Here is a 20235-nt window from a genome sequence, read left to right on the forward strand (position 1 = left end):
CTCATGATTGAGTAAAGCACGTGCACCCCCTGATGCACCCCCCGATGCACATATGCACCCCCTCGTGCACTCTTCTGCACCCCCGGTGGCCAGCGGTTTCCTTGTGACATGAACGACACGGCGAACACGGAACTCGACCCGAGTCACCGACGCCTGTCAGTACACAAGGGAGACCAGAATGGCCAAGAACATGCTCCCCATGAAGCCGGGCGGCGGGATCATGGGGAAATTGATCACGGCGGTGATCGGGCTCGCATTGATCATGCTCGTGGTCAAGTACCCGAGCGACGTCGCGAGTTGGGTCACCGGAGCCGGACACATACTGACCGGTCTGGCCGACGGCCTAGTGACCTTCTTCAGGGCACTTTGACGCTAGCGAGAACGGTTCTTGCGTTCGAGCGCATCGACCCGTTCGGCAAGATCCGCAATCAGGCTGCGAAGTTCGGCGACCTCTGTCTGCCATCCGGGCTCTGCGCCCTCGGACGCCCCGGCGGCGCCGTCGAGAACGTACGCCAGGTGCCCGGCGGGCCATTGCAGTCCTTTGGAGACGTCTTCCAAGGTGTGGCGCGCGCGCCGACGCGGGCCATAGTTGTTCTGGAGTTGGCGGAGAGTCGCCACGCTGACACCAGAGCGGTCGGCCAACTCCCGTTGAGTAGTGCCCAGCTCGGCCATGCGAGCCCTGATGGCATCCGCTACGGCAGACCAGTCGCCACTCATGACGCCTCCGTTGTCGCTTTCATCAGCGCCAACACTATCGCCGCCGTCACCTCGACGTGAACTAACCCGTGTAGGACACCGCAACCCAACCGAGACCGATTGCAGAAGCGCTATCAATAGCGCTATGGTTACCGCAACGGTTACCGCTCGCACGGTCTCCACTCCACGAGGAGAAACCAACGATGTTCCGCGAATCCCCAGCTCAGAAACCTCCTGAGTCGACGCCGGACGCGAGCGATTCCATGCCGATCGAGTCCGACATGGGCGATGCCGCTCTCCTGGAGAACGCACTCCAAGCGGCTGTTGATGCGCACGCCGCTGGCCTGCTGATCGCCCCGTTCGGGGTGGACGAGACAGCGCTCAAACGGGCGAGGCGCCGGGCGTTGCGTTCCGACCTGCGTCGCTTGCTGGTCGAAGGACAGACCAACCAGGACCACCAGGACACAACCTGACTTCGCCCCGGTCCGGCGGCTAGCCGGGAAGCACATCCGCCGGACCGGGTCTCCCGACAGCTACTAAGCAACTCCAGGAGATTCACCATGATGACCGACCTTCGCATGAACGGTCACGCACACCCTGCGGGGAACACGACGAAAAGTGCGTATCCCCGACAGTTGGAGGACCTGATCGCGCAGGCTAAGCGGCTGGCCCGCGAAGCCGGTGCGATCCCCAGTCAGAACAAGCTCAAGGCCGCCTTGCATGTGCGTTCCGAGCGAGCTCGTACCGTCCTGCAGGCACTTCGTGAATCCGGATTCGACCCTACCGTGCCAGAGGCCGGTTCCGGCGTGGGACCGGCCGAACCCGACCGGGAGCCGGTGACCGAGCCCGTTCCCGTCATCGATCCCCCAACCGTACCCACACCTGATTCATCGGCGATTCCGCAGCAGGTCAGCACGCCTGCGGAACCGGTACCCGCACCTCGTGTCCGGCGGGCACACGTACGGCACCCGATGTCGGGTTGGCCTGTGGTGTTGCTGGCCGCACCCGCGTTCGTCGCGATCTGGTCGGGTTGGGTGGGACTCGGCGAACTTGCCGGGTTCGGCATGGTGCGGCCTCTCCCGGGGATCGCGGACGGCTTCGCGATCAATTCCGCGATCACGCTCCCTATTGGAGTAGAGGCTTACGCCGCCTACGCACTGCGCGTTTGGCTGGCAACCGGTGTCGGCGCGAACAATCGTGCCCGCCGGTTCGCCAAGTGGTCAGCAATCGGATCGCTCGTGCTCGGCATGTGCGGTCAAGTCGCGTACCACCTGATGGCTGCCTACGGCGTAACGGTGGCCCCATGGGGCATCACCACCGTCGTGTCCTGCCTGCCCGTAGTCGTGCTCGGGTTCGGCGCGGCACTCGCTCACCTGCAGCATCGGGACCGAACGGAGTCCTGCCATGACTGACAAGACACGCGTCAGCTCTCCTGACCCGGACGATGACTTCCGCGCCCCGGTCTTGCGCCTGCACGCTGACGACCTTGCGTCAGGCGGCGACGTAATCGACGCACAGAGCACCGACACGGCACAGGATGACAGCGTTGACCGTGAAGCCATCGTGGTCCAGCTCGAACGCAAAGGCGCACCGGTTGATCCGCCGGACGAAACCAGGTCAATGGTGAGTCAACGACCGCCACACCGCCCGATCGTGCCAATCTGGCTGCGCAGTACGGAAAACGCACTCCGGACGGCACGATGGGCTGCAAAGCAGGCTGGCTACGCCTTGGCTTTCCACGGCCTGCGGCTGCCGAAGTACCTAGGCAAAGTCCTGCTCTACGCCCCGATCGGACTGGTCCGTACTGCAGGTCGGTTGACGCGTTGGGCAATGGCCGAAGACGGCAACTTCGCCCTGCGTCAAGCGGCAGCCGCTCAAGATGACGCGCAAGGCTGGATTCGGCTGGACATGCAACGCGAACGGCAATCCCGCTGGCGTTGGTCGCTGTTGCTCACCGCGGCCATCGGTGTCGTCATCGGTGCGGTGATCGCCACCGATGTTCTGTCCGGCTGGTCATGGTGGCTGGTATTGGCGGCTGTGGTGGCCGCATTCGCCAGGATCGGACGTCCAGCGGATCGACCGATCACCGACCGAGTCACCGAAGGGCAGGTGTACCGCAAGCTGACTGCCGAGCTGGTGCGTCGCGCGCTGTTGAGCGTCCAACTGGGCGCGATCAACTCGGCAGTGTCCAAAGACCCGAATGCGATCACGTTCCCGGTGGAGATCCATCGCGACGGGCCGGGTCACCTGGCCATAGTTGATCTGCCCTACGGGGTTGAGGCTGGCGATGTGTGTGCCCGCCGTGGCCGCCTGGCTTCAGGTCTGCGGTTGCCGTTGGACCAGGTGTGGCCGGAACCCTCACGCGGTCACACCGGTCGCTTGGCCCTGTGGGTCGGACACGAACCCGCATCCCAGATGCGGCAACCCGCTTGGCCGCTGATCCGGGATGGCGTAGTAGACGTGTTCAAGTCCTTCCCATTCGCCACCGACCCGCGAATGAACATCGTCGAAGTCGGATTGATGTTCCGCAACTGGCTGGATGGTGGGCAGCCTGGTTCGGGTAAGTCGTTTGCACTGCGGCTTAAGGTGCTTGCCGCATCGCTTGACGTCCGAGCCGAAATACGTGGCTACGAGCTCAAGGGCGTTGGAGACTTCGCAGTCCTTGAACCACTGTTGACGGAGTACGGCAACGGGTTCGATGACGAGACCTTGTCTCGCTGCGCCGCGATGTTCGATTGGCTGTACGCCGAGTGTCAACGTCGTGCCAAGCGGATCGCACACTACGCCAAGCTCGGTAAGGCGCCGGAGAACAAGGTCACGCCGGAACTTGCTTCGCTCAAAGGCTCCGGACTGCACCCGCTCGTTGTGTTCGTCGACGAGATTCAGGAACTGTTCCTGTCGTCCTTCGGCAAGCGTGCCGGGGAAGTGGCCGAGAAGGTCATCAAACTAGGCCGGGCGTTGGGCGTGATACTCCTCATTGGTACGCAGATCCCGGATAAGGACAGCTTGCCGACTGGGATTACCCGCAACGTCAATACTCGGTTCTGTCTGTCGGTGGCCGACCAGAACGCCAACGACATGATTCTCGGTACGTCGGCGTACAAGCAGGGCTTGCGAGCCACAGCCTTTAAGCCCGTGGAGGAGGCCGGTTGGGGCATCCTCTCTGGCATCGGCGAACCAGGTGCCCGCCGCTCGTTCGCCGTCAACTCCGACGACGCCAAGAAGGTCGTGGCTCGCGCCATCGCCTCGCGGGTCAAGGCTGGCACGATGCCTGATCCGGACGTTCAAACGCGCGCGGCAGGACCGGCCTACGACGTATTGACCGACGTCGCCACCGTGTGGCCACAGGGGACAGACGCCGTATGGAACGAAACTCTGATTGAACGGCTGACCGACTACCGGCCCGACGTGTACCGGGGTTGGAAACCCGCTCAGCTCACTGCGGCCCTGTCCGTCCACCGCGTCAAGGTCGGCCAGATCGGCCGACGCATCGACGGCAAGACCGTCACTCGGCGAGGTCCACGGTCAGACGATGTCCAGACGGCAATCGCGCAGCGTAGCGGAATCCGGGGCGGCGAGAACCCTTGAGAAGGATGCTAGCGCTAGCGGCCAACACTGCTAGCGCTAGCACCTCCGCTAGCACCAAAAACGCTCATCACCAGGACGCCAGCATGCTAGCGCCCTCGGGATACGGCACCCAAAACGTCATGGAGACCAGCGATGGACATCCTCACTTCGCTTGCTAGCGCTCTGTTCGTCCCTGCGCTACTTGTTACAGCCGGTTACCTCTTCACCTGCGTGTTCTGGCCCTTCAAAGCCTGCCGAGTCTGTCGCGGACACGGCCAGGTTTACGGCCTCTTCGGCGGAATTCGCCTCTGCGCTGTCTGCGACGGGACCGGCCTGCGCCTGCGACTCGGCCGACGACTGATCAACCTGGCTGGCCGCCTTTACCGCGAAATCAATTCAACCAACCGCAACCGCTAACCCACCGTGGCCCAGCCGCCCGGGACGGCCACACCACACCAAAGGACACCAACACTATGAACAGCAACATTACTACTCATACCATCACCACTCGACTGCTCGGACCGGCAGAGAATGATGACTTGTGTGGACAGTGCGCATTGGACAACGTCGTGGCGTTCGTGCGCAGGTTCTCCGCATTCCCTTCCCAGTACTGCGCACCTGTACTTGCTCTGTGGTACGCGCACACCCACATTGCCGACCGGCTCTACGTCACACCCCGGCTTATCTTGGATTCAGCCGAGCCTGGATCAGGGAAGACCCGGGTTTTGGAAGTCGCTCAGTACCTGGTGGCCGCACCAGAGATGACACTGTCGGCCAGCCGGGCGGCGCTCTTCCGCATCGTCGCCGAAGGTCCAGTCACGATCTTGTTCGACGAAGTGGACACAATCTTCAACGGCAAGGGCGGCGGCAACGAAGACCTCCGCGCGATGCTCAACGCTGGCTACAAGCGCTCGGCCACCATCCCGCGCTACGACGCCGCGACCCGCACCGTTCGCCGATATCCCGTCTACACCCCTGCCGCGCTGGCAGGGATCGCAGGCGGCATGCCAGCCACCATCACCACTCGCGCCATCACTATCCACATGCGTCGCCGTCGCACTGACGAATACGTAGAGCCGTTCCGGGAACGACTCGTAGAGCGAGAGGCTCCATGCCTACGGACGGCACTGAGCGAGTGGGTCACCTCGGTGGCCGACGAGGTTGTCACGGCGGAACCCCTTATGCCGCACGGAGTCACCGACCGATCAGCAGAGATCTGGGAACCCTTGCTCGCTATCGCGGACGCGGCTGGCGGCCACTGGCCGGACACAGCTCGCGAAGCATGTCGACACTTCGTGCTGTCACCAACCCTCACGGACGATTCACTAGGAATCCAACTCCTGTCCGATCTTCGCGATCTCTTCACCGTTACCGGCTTGGACAGGATGCCCACAAGAGACATCCTCGCCACACTGCTCGCTCTTGAAGGCGGGCCATGGGCCACGTTGCCGGAAGGGCCACTACACGCCCGGCGGCTGGCGCGAGAGTTGGGCCGGTACGGCGTCGGCCCAGTCGCGTTCGATGCAAAGATCGGCAAGGCCAAGGGCTACGTGTCCTTCGCCACGACCGGCAAACAGTCCCAACTCGGCCTGGCCGACGCATGGAGCCGGTACCTGCCCGACAGCGGCAATTCCGGTACTGCCGATAACACCGCTGATCACGTGGTTACTTCGGACACCGCAGTTACCGAACCGATTTAATTCGACTTGGTTACCAATTCCCGGCAACTCATATCAACCGTAACGCTCTGACCAAGAGGGTTACCAATGTTACCGCAGATAGGAAGTGAGCTCTCATGCCACCTGTCAAACGCCCGGCCGGACCGGCAGCAAGGCGCCGGGAACGGCTACCCCTTCAACCTCGTTTGGAGGTGTCGCGTGGCCACAACGGACTCATCAAACGAAATCGTCTACTACAGGCCCGCAGAGGTGGCGTCGATCCTCCGGTGTTCGGAGTGGTGGGTAAAGGAACAGGCTCGCAATCGGCGCATACCGTTCAGTTGGATCGGCGGTGGCTACTTGTTCACCACTGAACACATTGTGGAAATCGTCGCACTCTTTGAACGACGTCCCACCACCGGTCGAGCGGCAACCAGCAGGACTCACAGTCCAAGGCAATCGACGGACACGGTCAATGGCAATCCATTGGCCCAACTGGTAGCACGTCCCCCTCGTCGAGCACGCGACGACGTAAGCAACGACTAGGCAACTTAACAAACGAGCGCCCCGCCATCGCATGGCCGGACGGCGGGGCGCTTCATTCAAGGGGTAACCATGGGTTATGCAGAGAAGCGCGGAACATACTTCCGCGCTCGGTACAAGATCGCACCTGGTAAATATGGAACCGTGTCCGATGCCGCAGGCGCTGCAATCAAGTTCAGTACAAAGCGCGCGGCAGAACAAGCGGCAAATGACGAAGAGTCAAAAATTCGGGGAGGCACTTGGCGGGACCCGTCGGCAGGGAAACTCCGATTCGGCGCCTATGTATCACGTTGGTATGCCGCGCTGGATCTAGCAGCCTCCACAATGCAAAACTACAAGCGGCATATCGAGGAGCACCTTCTGCCGGAGTTCGAGGAGAAGGCGCTTGCCGAGATCCTTCGGCTAGATGTCGACACCTGGGAGAAGAAGGAAAAAGCCGCTGGCTACGCAGTTTCCAGTGTCAGGGTGTGGAGAAGCACCTTGCATCTGATTCTAGAAGATGCACGCGAGGAAGGGCTGATCGATGCCAATCCTGCTACGAAACGGCGCGGACGAGGAAAGCGCGCAGGGCGCGCGCGTCACAGAGGGCCGGAAAAGGCAATAACCGATCCGCTCGGTCTACTGCTCCTCGCTGAGCGTGCCTCCTTGTTGTCCGGTCGGGACGATGAGTTCGTGGCCGTCATCGTGATGGGATACACGGGCATGAGGTGGGGCGAGACTGTGGGCTTGGAGACAGAGTTCGTCCGGCCAACTTCCATCCGCGTCGAGTGGCAACTGTACGAATTGGACACTGGTGAGTTCCACCGTTGCCCACCCAAGGACGACAGCTACCGAACGCTTGACATCCCAGGCTTCCTATCGCAATTGATCTCGGATCACGTCGCCCGCGTCGCGCCACGCCCGTGCGCATGCCACAGTCGGACGTACGTGTTCCGAGGTCTGCGCGCCTCCAGGGGAACTCCTCGGCGAACTGGCGCGACATTGGCCGACGTGGCCCGCTTGGCAGGTGTCTCGATGCGCACGATGTCGACCCTGCGCAAGCGCCCAGAGGCGGTACCGGAGAGCACACGGATTCAGGTTGAAGAAGCGATCGCTACCCTTGGGTACGTCCGTAGCGCTTCATCAGGTGAGCCTGCCGCGCACTGGCGCCGGAACGGATTCAGCACTTGGTTGTTCCAACCAGCCGCCACGGGCTGGTATCCGAAGAAGGCACCGTATGACGCCCGCCCCGTCCCGCTCTTGAGCGATCAGTGGCCAGGCGTGCCGATCCGGGGAGGAAACACCTCTGGCCGCACGGAGGCATGCTGGGTTCCTATCGCACCGGGGATCACGCCGCACGGATTGCGACACACGCACAAGACACGGATGCGTGGGCTCGGTACGCCTCCCAAGCTGATGGATGAGCGCATGGGACACCTGGACGGCACAGTTCAGGCTCTGTACGACCACATCACACCCGAGATGCGTGAGCGTCTGATAACGGGGTTGACCGCTGAGTGGGAAGCGGCGCTAGGTGCTCGCAAGGCAATGTGTCCGACTTCGCCGGTGGGGGTGCTCAACGACCTCTTGGCGTCCCAGCCGTGACGCCTCCCCCCGGGAGAGGGGAGACACCCATGCCCCAAGATCTTCTCCCGGATTTCTCCCATACACGGGGCTACGGCCCTCTCTGGGTCGACGAGATGGCCTCTGACCAGTGTCGAGACTAAGAGGGTTGCACTACGACCTCTTTGGTCAACACAAAGTGATCGTCGCACGAGCCGTCTGGCGACCGTGTGAACTGCGGCCATACGGTTGCTGACATGCCGTTCGACCTCCATGACCCCGAGTTCGTCGCCGACCCGTATCCGACGTTCGCGGCGTTGCGTGAGAAAGCCCAGGTCCATGCCCATCCCGATCTGGGTGTCGCGGTCGCGGTGTCGCACGCGGCGGCGTCGGAAGTGCTGCGCAGCCGCGGCCTCGGCCGGATCTGGCACGACGCCACGCCAGTCGAGCAGTTCACGTCGTTCAACCTGCTGCACCGCAACTCGTTGCTGGAGAACGAGCCACCGACGCACACCCGGCTGCGGCGACTCGTGTCCGCCGCGTTCGGCCGTGGGCACACCGAGCGGCTGCGTCCCTGGGTCGACGAGCTCGCCGGGCGGCTCGTGGACGACCTGGAAGGCGGCGGTGATCTGCTGGAGAAGGTGGCGGCGCCGTTGCCCGTCGAGGTGATCGCCGAGTTGCTCGGCGTGCCGGAAGCGGACCGGTCGAAGCTGGTGCCGTGGTCGAACGCGATCGTGAAGATGTACGAGTACGGCCTGCCCGAGGAGTTCCGCCGCGACGCCGAGGCCGCGGCGAGCGAGTTCGTGGCCTACCTGCGTGACCTGGCCACGGCCCCGGCGCCGGGCAGTCTGATCGAGGATCTCGTCGCCGCGCATGACGGCGAGAAGCTCGACCAGGACGAGCTCGTGGCCACGGCTGTGCTGTTCCTGATGGCCGGTCATGAGGCGACCGTGAACGTGATCGGCAACGGTGTCGTGGCGCTGATGCGCAACAGGGACCAATGGCAGCGGCTTGTGGAGGACCCGTCGCTGCTGCCCACGGCGGTGGAGGAACTCATCCGATACGACGCACCGCTGCAGATGTTCGAACGCACCGCCACCGAGGAGGTCACGATCGCCGGTTACACCGTGCGCCCCGGCGAGAGGATCGCCGCGCTGCTGGGCGCCGCGGCTCGTGACCCGCTGGCGTTCGACCGGCCGGACGCGCTCGACGTCGGCCGGAACCCCAACCCGCACCTGGGTTTCGGCGCCGGGATCCACTACTGCGTCGGCGCACCGCTCGCCCGGGTGGAGATCATGGCCGCGCTGAAGGCGCTGACCACGAAGATGCCGGACCTGCGGCTGAACGGCGAGCCCGAGCGGCGGCCCGAGTTCGTCATCCGCGGCCTGCGTACGCTGCCGGTGCTCGGTTGATCCGCGCAACTCGTTCCGAATACACGACAAAGGATGTCGTGATTCGTTGAGAGGGTCGTTGACACGGCGCCGCCGAACTGACGGGCGTACGTGCTCTCAACGAATCGAATGGAACTGATGTGGCAATGGAACGAACAGCGGTCAACCCGGTGACGTGGTCGGTGGAGTTGGGGTTCAACCAGGGTGAGGTCGTCTCCGGGCACACTCGCACGCTCTACTGCTCCGGGCAGACCGCGATGGACGCGGACGGCAAGCCGCAGCACGACGGGGACATGGCCGCGCAGTTGGCGCTGAGCCTCGACAACCTGGAGGCCGTGCTCGGCGAGGCAGGCATGTCGCTGGCGAACCTGGTCCGGCTCAACTTCTACACCACCGACGTCGATCTGCTGTTCCAGCACTACGGCGCGCTCGCTTCGCGGTTGGGCGCCGCCGGAGTGGCACCGACCACCACGATGCTGGGAGTGACGCGGCTGGCGATCCCCGGCCAGATGGTCGAGCTCGAGGGAACCGCTGTCGCATAACGCCGCTCTGCGTGCTCGTGCCGGTGCCGAACCGCCACGAGCACGCAGACGGACACAGACGCACGCCCGGCTGGAATCGCTCCCAGCCACCCCCGCACCCCTCCGCAGCCAGAAAGGGGACCCCTGATTCCAGGCTATTGCTGGTAGCGGCGGGGCGGAAGCCCGGCGGGGGCCGGGCTGTGGACAACTACTTGCTGTGGACAACTCTGGCCGATCCGCGACCAGGTGCGTCAGGTCACGGTTCGGCCTGGCTCTTGCCCGGCGTCAGGCGCGGAGTTACCGTCCGGTATGTCGTGATCTAAGTCACGCTTGCCCGGTTTGCCTGGTGCACAGGAGGGCGCGCGGATGTTGGCTGTCAGCAACCTGGAAGTTGTCTACGACGACGTCGTCCTGGTTCTGCGCGGGCTGAGCCTCGACGTGCCCGACGAGTCGGTCGTGGCCGTGCTCGGCGCGAACGGCGCGGGCAAGACGACGCTGCTGCGCGCGGTCACCGGCCTGCTCGGCCCGCACCGGGGGAAGATCACCAAGGGCACGGTCCGATTAGCCGACGACGACATCACCGGTGCGGACCCGGCGTCGATCGTCCGCAAAGGCATCGCGCAGGTCCTCGAAGGCAGACGCGTGTTCGCCGAGATCACAGTGGACGAGAACCTGCGCGCCGGTGCGTACACGCGCCGATCCCGTGCCGAGGTCAAGGAGTCGTACGCGCGCGTGCTCGACCTGTTCCCCGTCCTGGCCCAGCGCCGCAAGTCCATCGCCGGGTACCTGTCCGGCGGCGAGCAGCAGATGCTCGCGATCGGCCGCGCGTTGATGGCGTCCCCGAAGCTGCTCCTGCTCGACGAGCCGTCGCTCGGGCTGGCGCCCCGGCTGGTCGAGCAGGTCCGCGACATCGTCGTGCAGATCAACCAGCAGGGCACGAGCGTGCTGCTGATCGAGCAGAACGCGGTGATGGCGCTGGCCATCGCGGACGTCGGCTACGTGCTGGAGAACGGCAAGGTCGTCAAGGACGGCCTGGCCGCCGACCTGTTGGCCGACGAGGACATCCGTGAGTTCTACCTGGGTTCCGGTGAGCGCCGGTCGTTCGCCGACGTCAAGAGCTACCGGAGGAGGAAGCGTTGGAGCGCATGACCCCTCTGCTCGAGGTGCGGGATCTGGTGCTGCGGTTCGGCGGGGTGACCGCGCTGGACGGCGTGAGCTTCGACGTCGGCGCGGGTGAGCTGTTCGCGATCATCGGCCCGAACGGCGCGGGCAAGACGTCCATCTTCAACTGCCTCAACGGTGTCTACCGCCCGCAGCAGGGCACGATCGCGCTGGGCGGCACCCGGCTGAGCGGGAAGTCACCCGCCGCGATCGCGGGCCTCGGGGTGGCGCGGACGTTCCAGAACCTCGGGCTGTTCGAACACCTCAGCCTGATCGACAACCTGATGCTCGGCCGCCATCACCTGATGAGCACGGGAATGGTGTCCGGGATGCTCTGGTGGGGCCGGGCCAAGCGGGAGGAGCTGGCGCACCGCGAGGCCGTCGAGTCGATCATCGAACTGCTCGAACTGGAGCCGTACCGGCGGATGCCCGCCGGCTTGCTGCCCTACGGCGTGGCGAAACGGGCCGAGCTCGGCCGTGCGCTGGCGATGGAACCGACGCTGTTGCTGCTGGACGAGCCCGTCGCGGGGATGAACCTGGAAGAGACCGAGGACATGGCCAGGTACCTGACCGAGGTCCGCAGGCGCCTGCCGTTGACGATGATCCTGGTCGAGCACGACATGCGGCTGGTGATGGACCTGGCGACCCGGGTGCTGGCACTGGACTTCGGCGTCGTGATCGCGTCGGGCCCACCGGCGCAGGTGCAACACGACCCGCAGGTCATCGAGGCGTACCTGGGTGGTGCGGCATGAGCGCGACGCTGCAGCGGTCCGAAGTCGGCACGGCGACACTCCCGGCCCGGTTGCTGGAGTTGGCGGCCACCCACCCCCAGGAAGTCGCGTTGCGGCACAAGCACGGGGGACGCTGGCGGGAGACGACGTGGGCGGGCTACGCCGACCAGGTCGCCCGGACCGCCGAGGGCTTACGCGGGCTCGGCGTGGTCGCGGGGTCCCGAGTGGCCATCCACGCCGAGAACCGGCCCGAGTGGCTGATCGCCGACCTCGCCGTGCAAGGGCTGGGCGCGGTGAGTGTCGGCGTCTACCCGACGTCACCGGCGGCGGAGATCGAATACCTGCTGGGCCACGCCTCGGTGTCGGTTCTGATCACCGAGGACGAGGAGCAGCTGGACAAGGTGCTCGCGGTCCGGGAGAACCTGCCGGACCTGAAGCACATCGTGGTGATCGACCCGCGAGGCGTGCGGACGACGGGAATCCTGACGTTCGGGGACCTGATGACCGCCGAGGACTCGGTGGCCGCCTACGCGGCCGCGGTGTCCTCTTTGGATCCGTCCGCGCCCGCGATCCTCGTCTACACATCGGGGACCACCGGACCGCCGAAAGGGGCGGTGATCTCCCACACCAACCTGGTGGCGTCCGGGCGGACGTTCGTCGGCGCGCTCGGCGCGGGTGCCCGCGACGAAGTGCTCAGCTACCTGCCGTTGTGCCACATCGCCGAGCGGCTGATCTCGGTGATCGACGCGGTGTGGGCCGGGTCGACGGTGAACTTCGGCGAAGGCGGTGAGGCCTTCCCCCAGGACCTGCGGGACGTCCAGCCGACGGTTTTCCTCGGCGTGCCACGGGTGTGGGAGAAGATGATGGCTGGCGTGGAGATCCGGATGTCGGACGCTTCCCGGCTGAAACGCCTCGTCTACCGGACTTGCCTGCGGCAGGGGCGACGGATCGCGCCGCGCCGGATGTCCGGCCACACCTCACTCGCGGACAAGCTCGTCCTTGCGGTGTGCGAAGTCCTGGTCTTCCGCCCGTTGCGCCTGAAACTCGGCATGTCACGGGTCCGCGTGCCGGTGTCAGGGGCGGCACCGATCGCACCGCAGGTCCTCGAGTACCTGTGGGCGATCGGAATTCCCGTCCTGGAGGGCTACGGGCAGACGGAGAACACGGCGATCTGCACCCTCACCCCGGCAGGCGACGTCCGGCTCGGCACGGTCGGCCGCACGCTGCCCGGAGTGGAGCTGCGGATCGCCGACGACGGCGAGATCCTGACCAGGTCAGCGGGTGTGTTCCAGGGATACCTCGACGACCCGGCGGCGACCGCGGCGACAGTGGACACCGACGGCTGGCTGCACACCGGTGACGTCGGCGAACTGTCGGACGACGGGTACCTGACGATCACGGACCGCAAGAAGGACATCATCATCACGGCGGGCGGGAAGAACGTCTCGCCGTCGGAGATCGAGAACCTGCTGAAGGTGTCGCCGTACATCAGGGAAGCCGTGGTGATCGGCGACCGCCGCAAATACCTGACGGCACTGGTGGGAATCGAACTGGACACCGTCGGCAACTGGGCGACCCGGCGCGGCCTGGCGTACACGACATACGCCGACCTGTCCGACAAGCCGGAAGTGCACGCGCTGATCGGCGACGTGGTGACCGCGGCGAACAAGGAACTGGCGAACGTCGAACAGGTGAAACGCTTCGCACTGATCGGCAAGGAACTCGACCACGAGGACGGTGAGCTGACCGCGACCCAGAAGGTCAAACGCAGCGCGATCGAACAACGCTTCCACGCGGAAATCGAGGCGATGTACCCATGACGCCCCCACATAACAGTCCCCCACCCAACCCGGGGGGCGACCCCGCTCCAGTCTACCGGGGCAGAGGGGTTGGCAGGGGTTTCGGCGTGTGCGCTGTGGACAACTCCGCGCCTGTGGACAACTGGGCGGTGTGGATCTTCGGCCGGTCCACGGTGTCGGCGGCCCCGCGTAGGCTGGCGACCGGGGGCCGGAGGCCGTCTGGAAAGGACCGGTCCTGGCCGGAAGCGCACCAAGCCGGGCAGTGCGGGTGGGTGGGTCGATGACCGCCTTCCTGCAGAACTGTTTCGCCGGGCTGGCGCTGGGCTCCACCTACGCACTGGTCGCACTCGGATTCGTGGTGATCTTCAAGTCCACCGGGGTCATCAACTTCGCGCAAGGTGGGCTGCTCGCCCTCGGCGCCTACCTCGGGTACACGTTCTCCAACAACCTCCTGCTGTCGTTCGCCGTGGCGATCCTGTTGGCCTGCGGCGCTGCGGCGCTGGTCGGTGCGGGGTTCGAAAGGCTTGTGCTGCGCAGGATGGTCGGGCAGCCGCCGTTCGCGGTCATCATGATCACCATCGGGCTCCTGTTCGTTCTCGAGCCGCTCATCACGGCGATCTGGGGGTTCGACAACCACCAGGTCCGCAATCCGTGGAACATCAACACCGTCGAGGTCAGCGGGTTGGTGTTCGGTGTCAAGGACCTGTGGACGATCGGGCTCACCGCCGCTGTCGTCGTCGGTTTCTTCGTCTTCTTCCGGTACTCGTCGCTGGGGTTGGCGATGCGGGTGACCGCGTTCGATCCGGAGGCCGCGTTGGCTCAGGGCATCAGCGCGAAGAAGGTCTATGCCGTGTCGTGGGCGATCGCGGCCGCGTTGGCGGCGTTGGCCGGGGTCGCGATGGCTGCCGGGCCTGGGGGGTTGTCGCCGTCCATCGGGTTCATCGCGTTGGCCGCTTTTCCCGCCATGATCGTCGGCGGGATGGATTCGCCTGCCGGGGCTGTGCTCGGCGGGGTGGTGATCGGGCTCGCCGAGGCGTTGACGCGCGGCTACCAGGATCAGCTCTTCTCCTGGGCCGGGGACAACGTCTCGGTCATCGTTCCCTACCTGTTGATGATCGTGATCCTGCTGATCCGGCCCTACGGGCTGCTGGGAACCAAGGACGTGAGGCGAGTCTGATGGCCAAGCCGCACCGCGATCTCGTCCGGGACTACCGCCAGGACCTCAGGCTGTTCGGCTCGCCGCCCGCGCGGGCCGGGCTTGTCGCCATGGTCGCCGCTCTCGCCCTGTTGCCGATGGTGGTGCAGGACGACTTCTGGCTGTCGGTTCTCATCTACGTCGGCATCACGGCCGTCGGCGCGATCGGGCTCAACCTGCTGACCGGCTACTGTGGTCAGATCTCGCTCGGGCACGCGTTCTTCATCGGCGCGGGCGCGTACGTCACCGGCTGGGTCGGCAGCGACCTCCCCCTTTACCTGTGGTTGCCGACGGCCGCGCTCGTGGGCGGGCTGCTCGGTGCCGTGATCGGGCCGTTCGCCTTGCGGCTGCGTGGGCACTACCTCGCGATCGTCACGTTGGGCCTGGTGTTCATCGGTGAGCACCTGTGGCGCAACTGGCGCGGGCTGACCGGCGGGAACTCCGGCACGTCGGTCGACGCGCAGGTGTCGCTCGGCCCGATCGACTTCAACCGGGTCGAACTCGCCGGTGAGGTGTACTCGCGCAACCAGGGCTACTTCTGGCTGGTCTGGGTGCTGGTCGCGATCGTCGCGCTGCTGGTCAAGAACCTCGTCAGGACCAGGCCTGGCAGGGCGCTGCAAGCCGTGCGCGACCGGGACCAGGCGGCCGAGGTGATCGGGGTGCGCGCCGGCCGGTACAAGATCGGGGCGTTCGTCGTCTCCAGTGCGATCGCGTCGGTCGCGGGCGCGCTTTTCGGGTCGTACCAGCAGTTCGTCAGTCCGGACGAGTGGAATCTGCTGCTGTCCATCCAGTACATCGCGATCGTCATCGTCGGCGGGCTGGGCACGGTGTTCGGGTCGATCCTCGGTGCGATCTTCGTCGGGGCGCTGCCCGCGCTGATCGACCGGTTCGGCGACGCCATCCCGGGGGTCCGCACCAGCGTCGGCGGTGAGGGGTTCATCAGCGTGTTCGCGTTGAACCAGGCCATCTTCGGGGTGTTGATCGTGCTTTTCCTCGTTTTCGAGCCACGGGGTCTCGCAGGGATCTGGTTGCGGATCAAGGCTTACTTCAAGTCTTGGCCGTTCTCGTACTAGGAGGCCGTCACCATGCATCGACGCATCACGTTGGCGTTCGTCGCCACCCTTCTCGTGGCGGGCTGCGGAGGCGCTGGAAATCAAGGCGGGAGCCAGGGCGGCGGCACCGCGGGCGCGCCGCCGTCCACCACCGGGTTCGACGGGACCACGATCAAACTCGGTGTGCTGTCGCCGTTGTCGGGGCCGGTCGCGGTGATCGGGCAGCCGCTGACGGCGGGCAACAAGATCTGGTTCGACGCGTTGAACCAGCGCGGTGGGGTGGCCGGGAAGTACAAAGTGGAGCTCGTGCAGGAGGACACCCTGTACAAGCCGGACGTCACCGTGCAGCAGTACAACAAGGTGAAGGGCAACGTCGTCGCGTTCACCCAGGTCCTCGGCACGGCGCCGACCTTGGCGGTGTTGCCGCAGTTGAAGACCGACAAGGTGCTGGCCGCGCCCGCTTCGCTGGACGCGCTGTGGGTGCGTGAGCCGAACCTGTTGCCGGTCGGCGGGCCCTACCAGATCCAGGTGATCAACGCTCTGGACCACTACCTCACCGAAGGCGGCGGCAGCAAGGACGCCAAGGTCTGCATGATGCTCCAGGACGACGTGTACGGCGAGGCCGGGTTGCAGGGCCTGCAGTACGCGGCGCAGAAGTACGGCTTCACCATCGCCAACACCCAGCGGTACAAGACCGGTACGGAGAACTTCACCGGCCAGATCCAGGCGCTGGCGGGCTGCCAGATGGTGTTCCTGACCGCGACGCCGACCGACGCGGGCAAGATCTGGGGCACGGCGGCGCAGGCGAAGTTCGCGCCGCGCTGGTACGCCCAGTCCCCCGCGTACGCCGCCGCGATGGCCAAGTCCCCGATCACGCCGTACCTGCAGCAGACCGCGATCATCGTGGCCGAGGGCACGGAGTGGGGCGACGAGAAGGTGTCCGGCATGAAGGACCTGGTGTCCCGGACCACGCAGTTCGGCCCCGGTCAGCAGCCTGACTACTACCTCGCGTTCGGCTACAACCAGGCGCGCGCGATGACCGCCGTGCTGGAGAAGGCCGTTCAGAACGGCAATCTGTCGCGTGACGGAATCCTGAACGCGCTCAACCAGTTGGGCAAGGTGTCCTTCGACGGCTTGACCGACGACTACCAGTACGGCCCGGCCGAGACGCGCAACCCGCCGCGCTCCAGCACCTTGTTCGCGGTCGACCCGGCGAAGCCGTTCGGGTTGAAGACCGTGAAGTACAACACCAGCTCAGACGCCGCCAGGTCCTTCGAGTTCAAGAAGACCGGCTAGCGACCCGCACGCGTCGGTGACGCGATCGTCAGCGCGGCGAAGTCGTAGGCGTCCCATGCGGCTCGCTGTGCGTCCTTCGGCGCGACCGCGAGTCGTGCCGGGGTGTCCCAGATCTTCGTGATGCGCAGCACGTACTGCGGCCAGCCCGGGTTGCCGTCTCGGGCGAACGACGTCCACGCGCGGCGCATGTGGTCCGACAACGCCTTGGCCGCAGGGGGATTCGCGTCGTAGGCGCGTTGTCCGCCGGGGACACCGGTGAAGCTCATGGTGCCGAACACGAACGGCAGCTCGGCGGTGTGCACGGCCGGGCCCCAGTCGAACTGGTAGACGTACGCCTTGCCCCAGCGGCGTTGCGCTTCGGCCATGCGTGTCGCGGGGACGCGCATGGTCTGGTCGGTGAGCATCGCCAACGCGACGTTCGGTTCGGCCCGGTACGGCCGCGAGACCACGGCCAAGTCGAGGTCACGGGGGAAGAACGCGCGGTACTGGTCGAGCGTGAGGTTCAGGATTTCCGGGTCGAACTGGGCGAAGTAGCCCATCTCGTCGCGGTTCGTGCCGATCAGCAGGTCGATGCCACGTGCGTTGCCCGCGCGCAGCGCGTCGATGACCGGCCGCCGGACCAGCGTCCCGTCGATGTACGGCCCGAAGTGGACGGCACCGGCCAGCGGGTTCTCGCCGACCATCTTCTCCTGCAGCCGCAGGACATCCAGTGTGCTCATGCCGGTCAGGTCGGCCTGGGGCGTCGGTGACGCGTGCGTCATGTAGCCGGATCCGCTTTGCAGGACCACGCGGCGGAACAGGCGCTGCGGATTGTCCGTGGCCAGGATGGCGCTGAGCGAGAACGCGCCTTCGGATTCGCCCATCGCCGTGACGTTCCGCGGGTCGCCGCCGAACGATCCGATGTGCTTCTGGACCCATTCCAGTGCGGTTATCTGGTCACGCAGGAAGTTGTTGCCCGCGCCGAGCAGCCCGAGGCGGTAGTTCGCGGTGACCACCACGGTGCCGTTGCGCGCCAGCGCGGTGCCGTCGTAGCGGGGTTCGTTCGCGGTGCCGAACCGGCTCGCGCCTCCGTGGAAGAACACCATCACCGGGTGTTTCCCACCGGTCCGGGGCGCCCACACGTTCAGCTGCAGGCAGTCCTCGTCCAGGTAGACCTGTTCGTCGTCGGGGTACTCCTCGGACACGGTGTCGCGGAACTGGGGGCAGACCTTGAGCTGTCCGGTTTCCTTGAGGCTTTCGACGAGCCGGGGCGGCTGTTGTCTTGCGGCGGTGGCGTACTGGATTCCACGATGGACACTTATCGACATGTCGCTGTGCGCGGCCGGGGCCGGGCCGAGTGCCAGCGCGACCGCGAGGAGGATCTTCACGACACAAGCGTGGAACAGCGTCCGCGCAAGGGGATCGCCGACAAGGACCAATCAGCTCTGGCCCGCGATGACCAGACCGGACTCGTAGGCGAACACCACCGCCTGCGCGCGGTCCCGCAGACCGAGCTTGCTCAACAAGTTGCTGACGTGGGTCTTCACCGTGTGCTCACTGACGTGCAACTCGGCCGCTATCTCTACATTGGACAGACCACGGGCCAGCTGCCGCAGGGTGTCCCGTTCCCGATCGGTCAGGTCGGCCAGCCGGGTGGCCAACGCGGGAACGGCGTGACCACGGCGCGAGAGGTCCGCGATCAGCCGCCGGGTCACGCTCGGCGCCAGCAGCGCGTCACCGGCCGCCACCACACGGATCGCGTTCGCCAGTTCGTCCCGGCGGGTGTCCTTGAGCAGGAAACCGCTCGCCCCGGCCGCCAGCGCCGCGTAGACGTACTCGTCCACGTCGAACATGGTCAGCACGATCACCTTGGCGTCGGTCTTCGCGCAGATCTCGGCGGTGGCCTCGACCCCGTCGACCAGCGGCATCCGGATGTCCATCAGCACGATGTCCGGCTCGAGCCCGACCGCGACCCTGATCGCCTCGGCGCCGTCCGCCGCCTCCCCGACGACCCGCATGTCCGGTTGGGTGTCGAGGATCATCGCGAAGCCGCCGCGGAACAGGTCCTGGTCGTCGACCACCAGTACGCGCAGCATCAGATCGGCAGGCTCACGTGCACGGCGAATCCGACTCCACCAGGTCCGGGGCCGGTACGCAGCGTGCCGCCGCAGGCGGTCACCCGCTCCCGCATGCCCAGCAGCCCGAAGCCGTGACTTCCGGACGGGCCACGGCCGTCGTCCACCACATCGACCCCCACTGTCCGTTCCCGCCAACGGACCCGGACCTGGATCCGCGACGCCGAAGCGTGCCGCACCGCGTTCGTCAGCGACTCCTGCACGACCCGGTACACCGTCGCGTCCACGTCGGGCGACAACGGCCGCGGCGCGCCGACGACCTCCAGCGACGCGATCCCCGTGACCAGTTCGGGCAACTCCGCCACGCCGGGCGACCGCAACGCGTGCACGACCTCACGCAGTTGCGCGATCGCTGTGCGGCCGGTCGACGCGATCGCCTCGAACGCCCCGGTCGCCTTGTCCGGATCGGACCGGACGACCAGCGGACCGGCCTCGGCCTGCACCACCATCATGCCGACGGAATGCGTGATGACGTCGTGCATCTCGCGGGCGATCCGCGTCCGTTCCCGTGCGGCGGCTGCCGCGGCCTGGGCTCGGCGTGCCCTGGTGCCGGTGCCCAGCGCGTAGGCGGCGATGTACGCGATGGCCAGGTAGCGGTAGGTGTTCAGGTCGCCGTCACCGGGGATGACCAGGGACACGGTCACACCGGCGACGGCCACGGCCACGCAGACCATCCGCCAGAAGGGCGGACTGGACGCGGCGATGACGTAGATCGCCAGCAACGGCCCGGCGGGGATCAGCGGGGCCACGAAGAACGCCGCGAGCACGGTGGTGGCGAGCCCGACGACCAAGCCGACCAGCAGTGGTTGGCGGAACACCCAGTACACCGGCGCGGACGCGATCACGGCGAGCAGGACGGCCGCCCACCCGGCCGTGCAGGCGACCGGTACGACGGTCGCGGCGACGACGACAGCGGTCAACACCCAGCGCACGTCGTCAGTATGTCTTCGTGCGAGGACGATCGCCTCG

18 protein-coding genes are annotated in these 20235 nt (G+C 65.9%); 14 read left to right on the forward strand and 4 right to left on the reverse strand.

What is annotated here, in order from left to right:
- The first annotated feature begins 178 nt into the window (after positions 1-178).
- Positions 179-370 carry a hypothetical protein gene (locus ALI144C_RS42590; RefSeq protein WP_076992974.1) on the forward strand — a complete coding sequence of 64 codons (192 nt, stop codon included), beginning with the start codon at positions 179-181 and terminating at the stop codon, positions 368-370.
- A 2-nt stretch (positions 371-372) separates the two neighbouring features.
- Here ALI144C_RS42590 and ALI144C_RS42595 read toward each other — a convergent pair whose 3' ends face one another.
- Positions 373-717: a helix-turn-helix domain-containing protein gene (locus tag ALI144C_RS42595; RefSeq protein WP_076992975.1), complete on the reverse strand. Its 345-nt coding sequence runs from the start codon at positions 715-717 to the stop codon at positions 373-375.
- A 182-nt stretch (positions 718-899) separates the two neighbouring features.
- On the opposite strand from ALI144C_RS42595, the gene ALI144C_RS42600 reads away from it, so the two are divergent.
- The 13 genes from ALI144C_RS42600 (at position 900) to ALI144C_RS42670 (ending at position 17152) form a co-directional block, all read left to right on the forward strand.
- Positions 900-1169 (forward strand): hypothetical protein, encoded by a 270-nt coding sequence (locus ALI144C_RS42600; protein ID WP_143231198.1) that lies wholly within the window; start codon positions 900-902, stop codon positions 1167-1169.
- A 513-nt stretch (positions 1170-1682) separates the two neighbouring features.
- Positions 1683-2108 (forward strand): hypothetical protein, encoded by a 426-nt coding sequence (locus tag ALI144C_RS58110; RefSeq protein WP_237774589.1) that lies wholly within the window; start codon positions 1683-1685, stop codon positions 2106-2108.
- Entirely contained in the window at positions 2101-4284 is a 2184-nt protein-coding gene (locus tag ALI144C_RS42610) for a cell division protein FtsK (RefSeq protein ID WP_076992977.1), read from the forward strand. Before ALI144C_RS58110 ends, ALI144C_RS42610 begins: the two co-directional genes overlap by 8 nt.
- Before the next feature lie 452 nt (positions 4285-4736).
- Complete coding sequence (locus ALI144C_RS42620; protein WP_083753895.1) at positions 4737-5963, forward strand: DUF3631 domain-containing protein; 1227 nt, start codon at positions 4737-4739, stop codon at positions 5961-5963.
- A 573-nt stretch (positions 5964-6536) separates the two neighbouring features.
- Positions 6537-8048, forward strand: coding sequence for a LacI family DNA-binding transcriptional regulator (locus tag ALI144C_RS42630; RefSeq protein WP_076992981.1), 1512 nt, complete (start codon positions 6537-6539; stop codon positions 8046-8048).
- Positions 8049-8263: 215 nt separating this feature from the next.
- Complete coding sequence (locus ALI144C_RS42635; RefSeq protein WP_076992982.1) at positions 8264-9418, forward strand: cytochrome P450; 1155 nt, start codon at positions 8264-8266, stop codon at positions 9416-9418.
- 125 nt (positions 9419-9543) lie between these two features.
- Entirely contained in the window at positions 9544-9939 is a 396-nt protein-coding gene (locus ALI144C_RS42640) for a RidA family protein (protein ID WP_076992983.1), read from the forward strand.
- Positions 9940-10284: 345 nt separating this feature from the next.
- Positions 10285-11067: an ABC transporter ATP-binding protein gene (locus ALI144C_RS42645; RefSeq protein ID WP_076992984.1), complete on the forward strand. Its 783-nt coding sequence runs from the start codon at positions 10285-10287 to the stop codon at positions 11065-11067.
- The gene (locus ALI144C_RS42650; RefSeq protein WP_076992985.1) at positions 11064-11831 is read left to right on the forward strand and encodes an ABC transporter ATP-binding protein; all 768 of its coding nucleotides are present in this window, start codon (positions 11064-11066) and stop codon (positions 11829-11831) included. The genes ALI144C_RS42645 and ALI144C_RS42650 overlap by 4 nt, the downstream gene beginning before the upstream one ends.
- Positions 11828-13630, forward strand: coding sequence for an AMP-dependent synthetase/ligase (locus ALI144C_RS42655; protein ID WP_076992986.1), 1803 nt, complete (start codon positions 11828-11830; stop codon positions 13628-13630). Before ALI144C_RS42650 ends, ALI144C_RS42655 begins: the two co-directional genes overlap by 4 nt.
- A gap of 259 nt (positions 13631-13889) precedes the next feature.
- Complete coding sequence (locus ALI144C_RS42660; RefSeq protein ID WP_076993686.1) at positions 13890-14786, forward strand: branched-chain amino acid ABC transporter permease; 897 nt, start codon at positions 13890-13892, stop codon at positions 14784-14786.
- Complete coding sequence (locus ALI144C_RS42665; protein WP_076992987.1) at positions 14786-15877, forward strand: branched-chain amino acid ABC transporter permease; 1092 nt, start codon at positions 14786-14788, stop codon at positions 15875-15877. The genes ALI144C_RS42660 and ALI144C_RS42665 overlap by 1 nt, the downstream gene beginning before the upstream one ends.
- A gap of 12 nt (positions 15878-15889) precedes the next feature.
- On the forward strand, positions 15890-17152 hold the full coding sequence (locus ALI144C_RS42670; RefSeq protein WP_076992988.1) for an ABC transporter substrate-binding protein: 1263 nt from the start codon (positions 15890-15892) through the stop codon (positions 17150-17152).
- Here the strand turns inward: ALI144C_RS42670 and ALI144C_RS42675 are convergent.
- The 3 genes from ALI144C_RS42675 to ALI144C_RS42685 are packed head-to-tail and all read right to left on the reverse strand — an operon-like array spanning position 17149 to position 20198.
- A complete protein-coding gene (locus ALI144C_RS42675; protein WP_237774590.1) occupies positions 17149-18519 on the reverse strand; it encodes a carboxylesterase/lipase family protein in 1371 nt (456 codons plus the stop codon). The genes ALI144C_RS42670 and ALI144C_RS42675 overlap by 4 nt on opposite strands.
- A gap of 51 nt (positions 18520-18570) precedes the next feature.
- Positions 18571-19227 carry a response regulator gene (locus ALI144C_RS42680; protein WP_076992989.1) on the reverse strand — a complete coding sequence of 219 codons (657 nt, stop codon included), beginning with the start codon at positions 19225-19227 and terminating at the stop codon, positions 18571-18573.
- Positions 19227-20198 carry a sensor histidine kinase gene (locus ALI144C_RS42685; protein WP_076992990.1) on the reverse strand — a complete coding sequence of 324 codons (972 nt, stop codon included), beginning with the start codon at positions 20196-20198 and terminating at the stop codon, positions 19227-19229. Before ALI144C_RS42685 ends, ALI144C_RS42680 begins: the two co-directional genes overlap by 1 nt.
- Between the last annotated feature and the right edge of the window lie 37 nt (positions 20199-20235).

The organism is Actinosynnema sp. ALI-1.44, assembly GCF_001984155.1.
Lineage (GTDB): Bacteria > Actinomycetota > Actinomycetes > Mycobacteriales > Pseudonocardiaceae > Kibdelosporangium.

Bases quoted from the DNA above. Each gene is read 5' to 3' on its own strand.
- ALI144C_RS42590 (WP_076992974.1), top strand. From the start codon at position 179: ATGGCCAAGAACATGCTCCCCATGAAGCCGGGCGGCGGGATCATGGGG.
- ALI144C_RS42595 (WP_076992975.1), bottom strand. From the start codon at position 717: ATGAGTGGCGACTGGTCTGCCGTAGCGGATGCCATCAGGGCTCGCATG.
- ALI144C_RS42600 (WP_143231198.1), top strand. From the start codon at position 900: ATGTTCCGCGAATCCCCAGCTCAGAAACCTCCTGAGTCGACGCCGGAC.
- ALI144C_RS42610 (WP_076992977.1), top strand. From the start codon at position 2,101: ATGACTGACAAGACACGCGTCAGCTCTCCTGACCCGGACGATGACTTC.
- ALI144C_RS42620 (WP_083753895.1), top strand. From the start codon at position 4,737: ATGAACAGCAACATTACTACTCATACCATCACCACTCGACTGCTCGGA.
- ALI144C_RS42630 (WP_076992981.1), top strand. From the start codon at position 6,537: ATGGGTTATGCAGAGAAGCGCGGAACATACTTCCGCGCTCGGTACAAG.
- ALI144C_RS42635 (WP_076992982.1), top strand. From the start codon at position 8,264: ATGCCGTTCGACCTCCATGACCCCGAGTTCGTCGCCGACCCGTATCCG.
- ALI144C_RS42640 (WP_076992983.1), top strand. From the start codon at position 9,544: ATGGAACGAACAGCGGTCAACCCGGTGACGTGGTCGGTGGAGTTGGGG.
- ALI144C_RS42645 (WP_076992984.1), top strand. From the start codon at position 10,285: ATGTTGGCTGTCAGCAACCTGGAAGTTGTCTACGACGACGTCGTCCTG.
- ALI144C_RS42650 (WP_076992985.1), top strand. From the start codon at position 11,064: ATGACCCCTCTGCTCGAGGTGCGGGATCTGGTGCTGCGGTTCGGCGGG.
- ALI144C_RS42655 (WP_076992986.1), top strand. From the start codon at position 11,828: ATGAGCGCGACGCTGCAGCGGTCCGAAGTCGGCACGGCGACACTCCCG.
- ALI144C_RS42660 (WP_076993686.1), top strand. From the start codon at position 13,890: ATGACCGCCTTCCTGCAGAACTGTTTCGCCGGGCTGGCGCTGGGCTCC.
- ALI144C_RS42665 (WP_076992987.1), top strand. From the start codon at position 14,786: ATGGCCAAGCCGCACCGCGATCTCGTCCGGGACTACCGCCAGGACCTC.
- ALI144C_RS42670 (WP_076992988.1), top strand. From the start codon at position 15,890: ATGCATCGACGCATCACGTTGGCGTTCGTCGCCACCCTTCTCGTGGCG.
- ALI144C_RS42680 (WP_076992989.1), bottom strand. From the start codon at position 19,227: ATGCTGCGCGTACTGGTGGTCGACGACCAGGACCTGTTCCGCGGCGGC.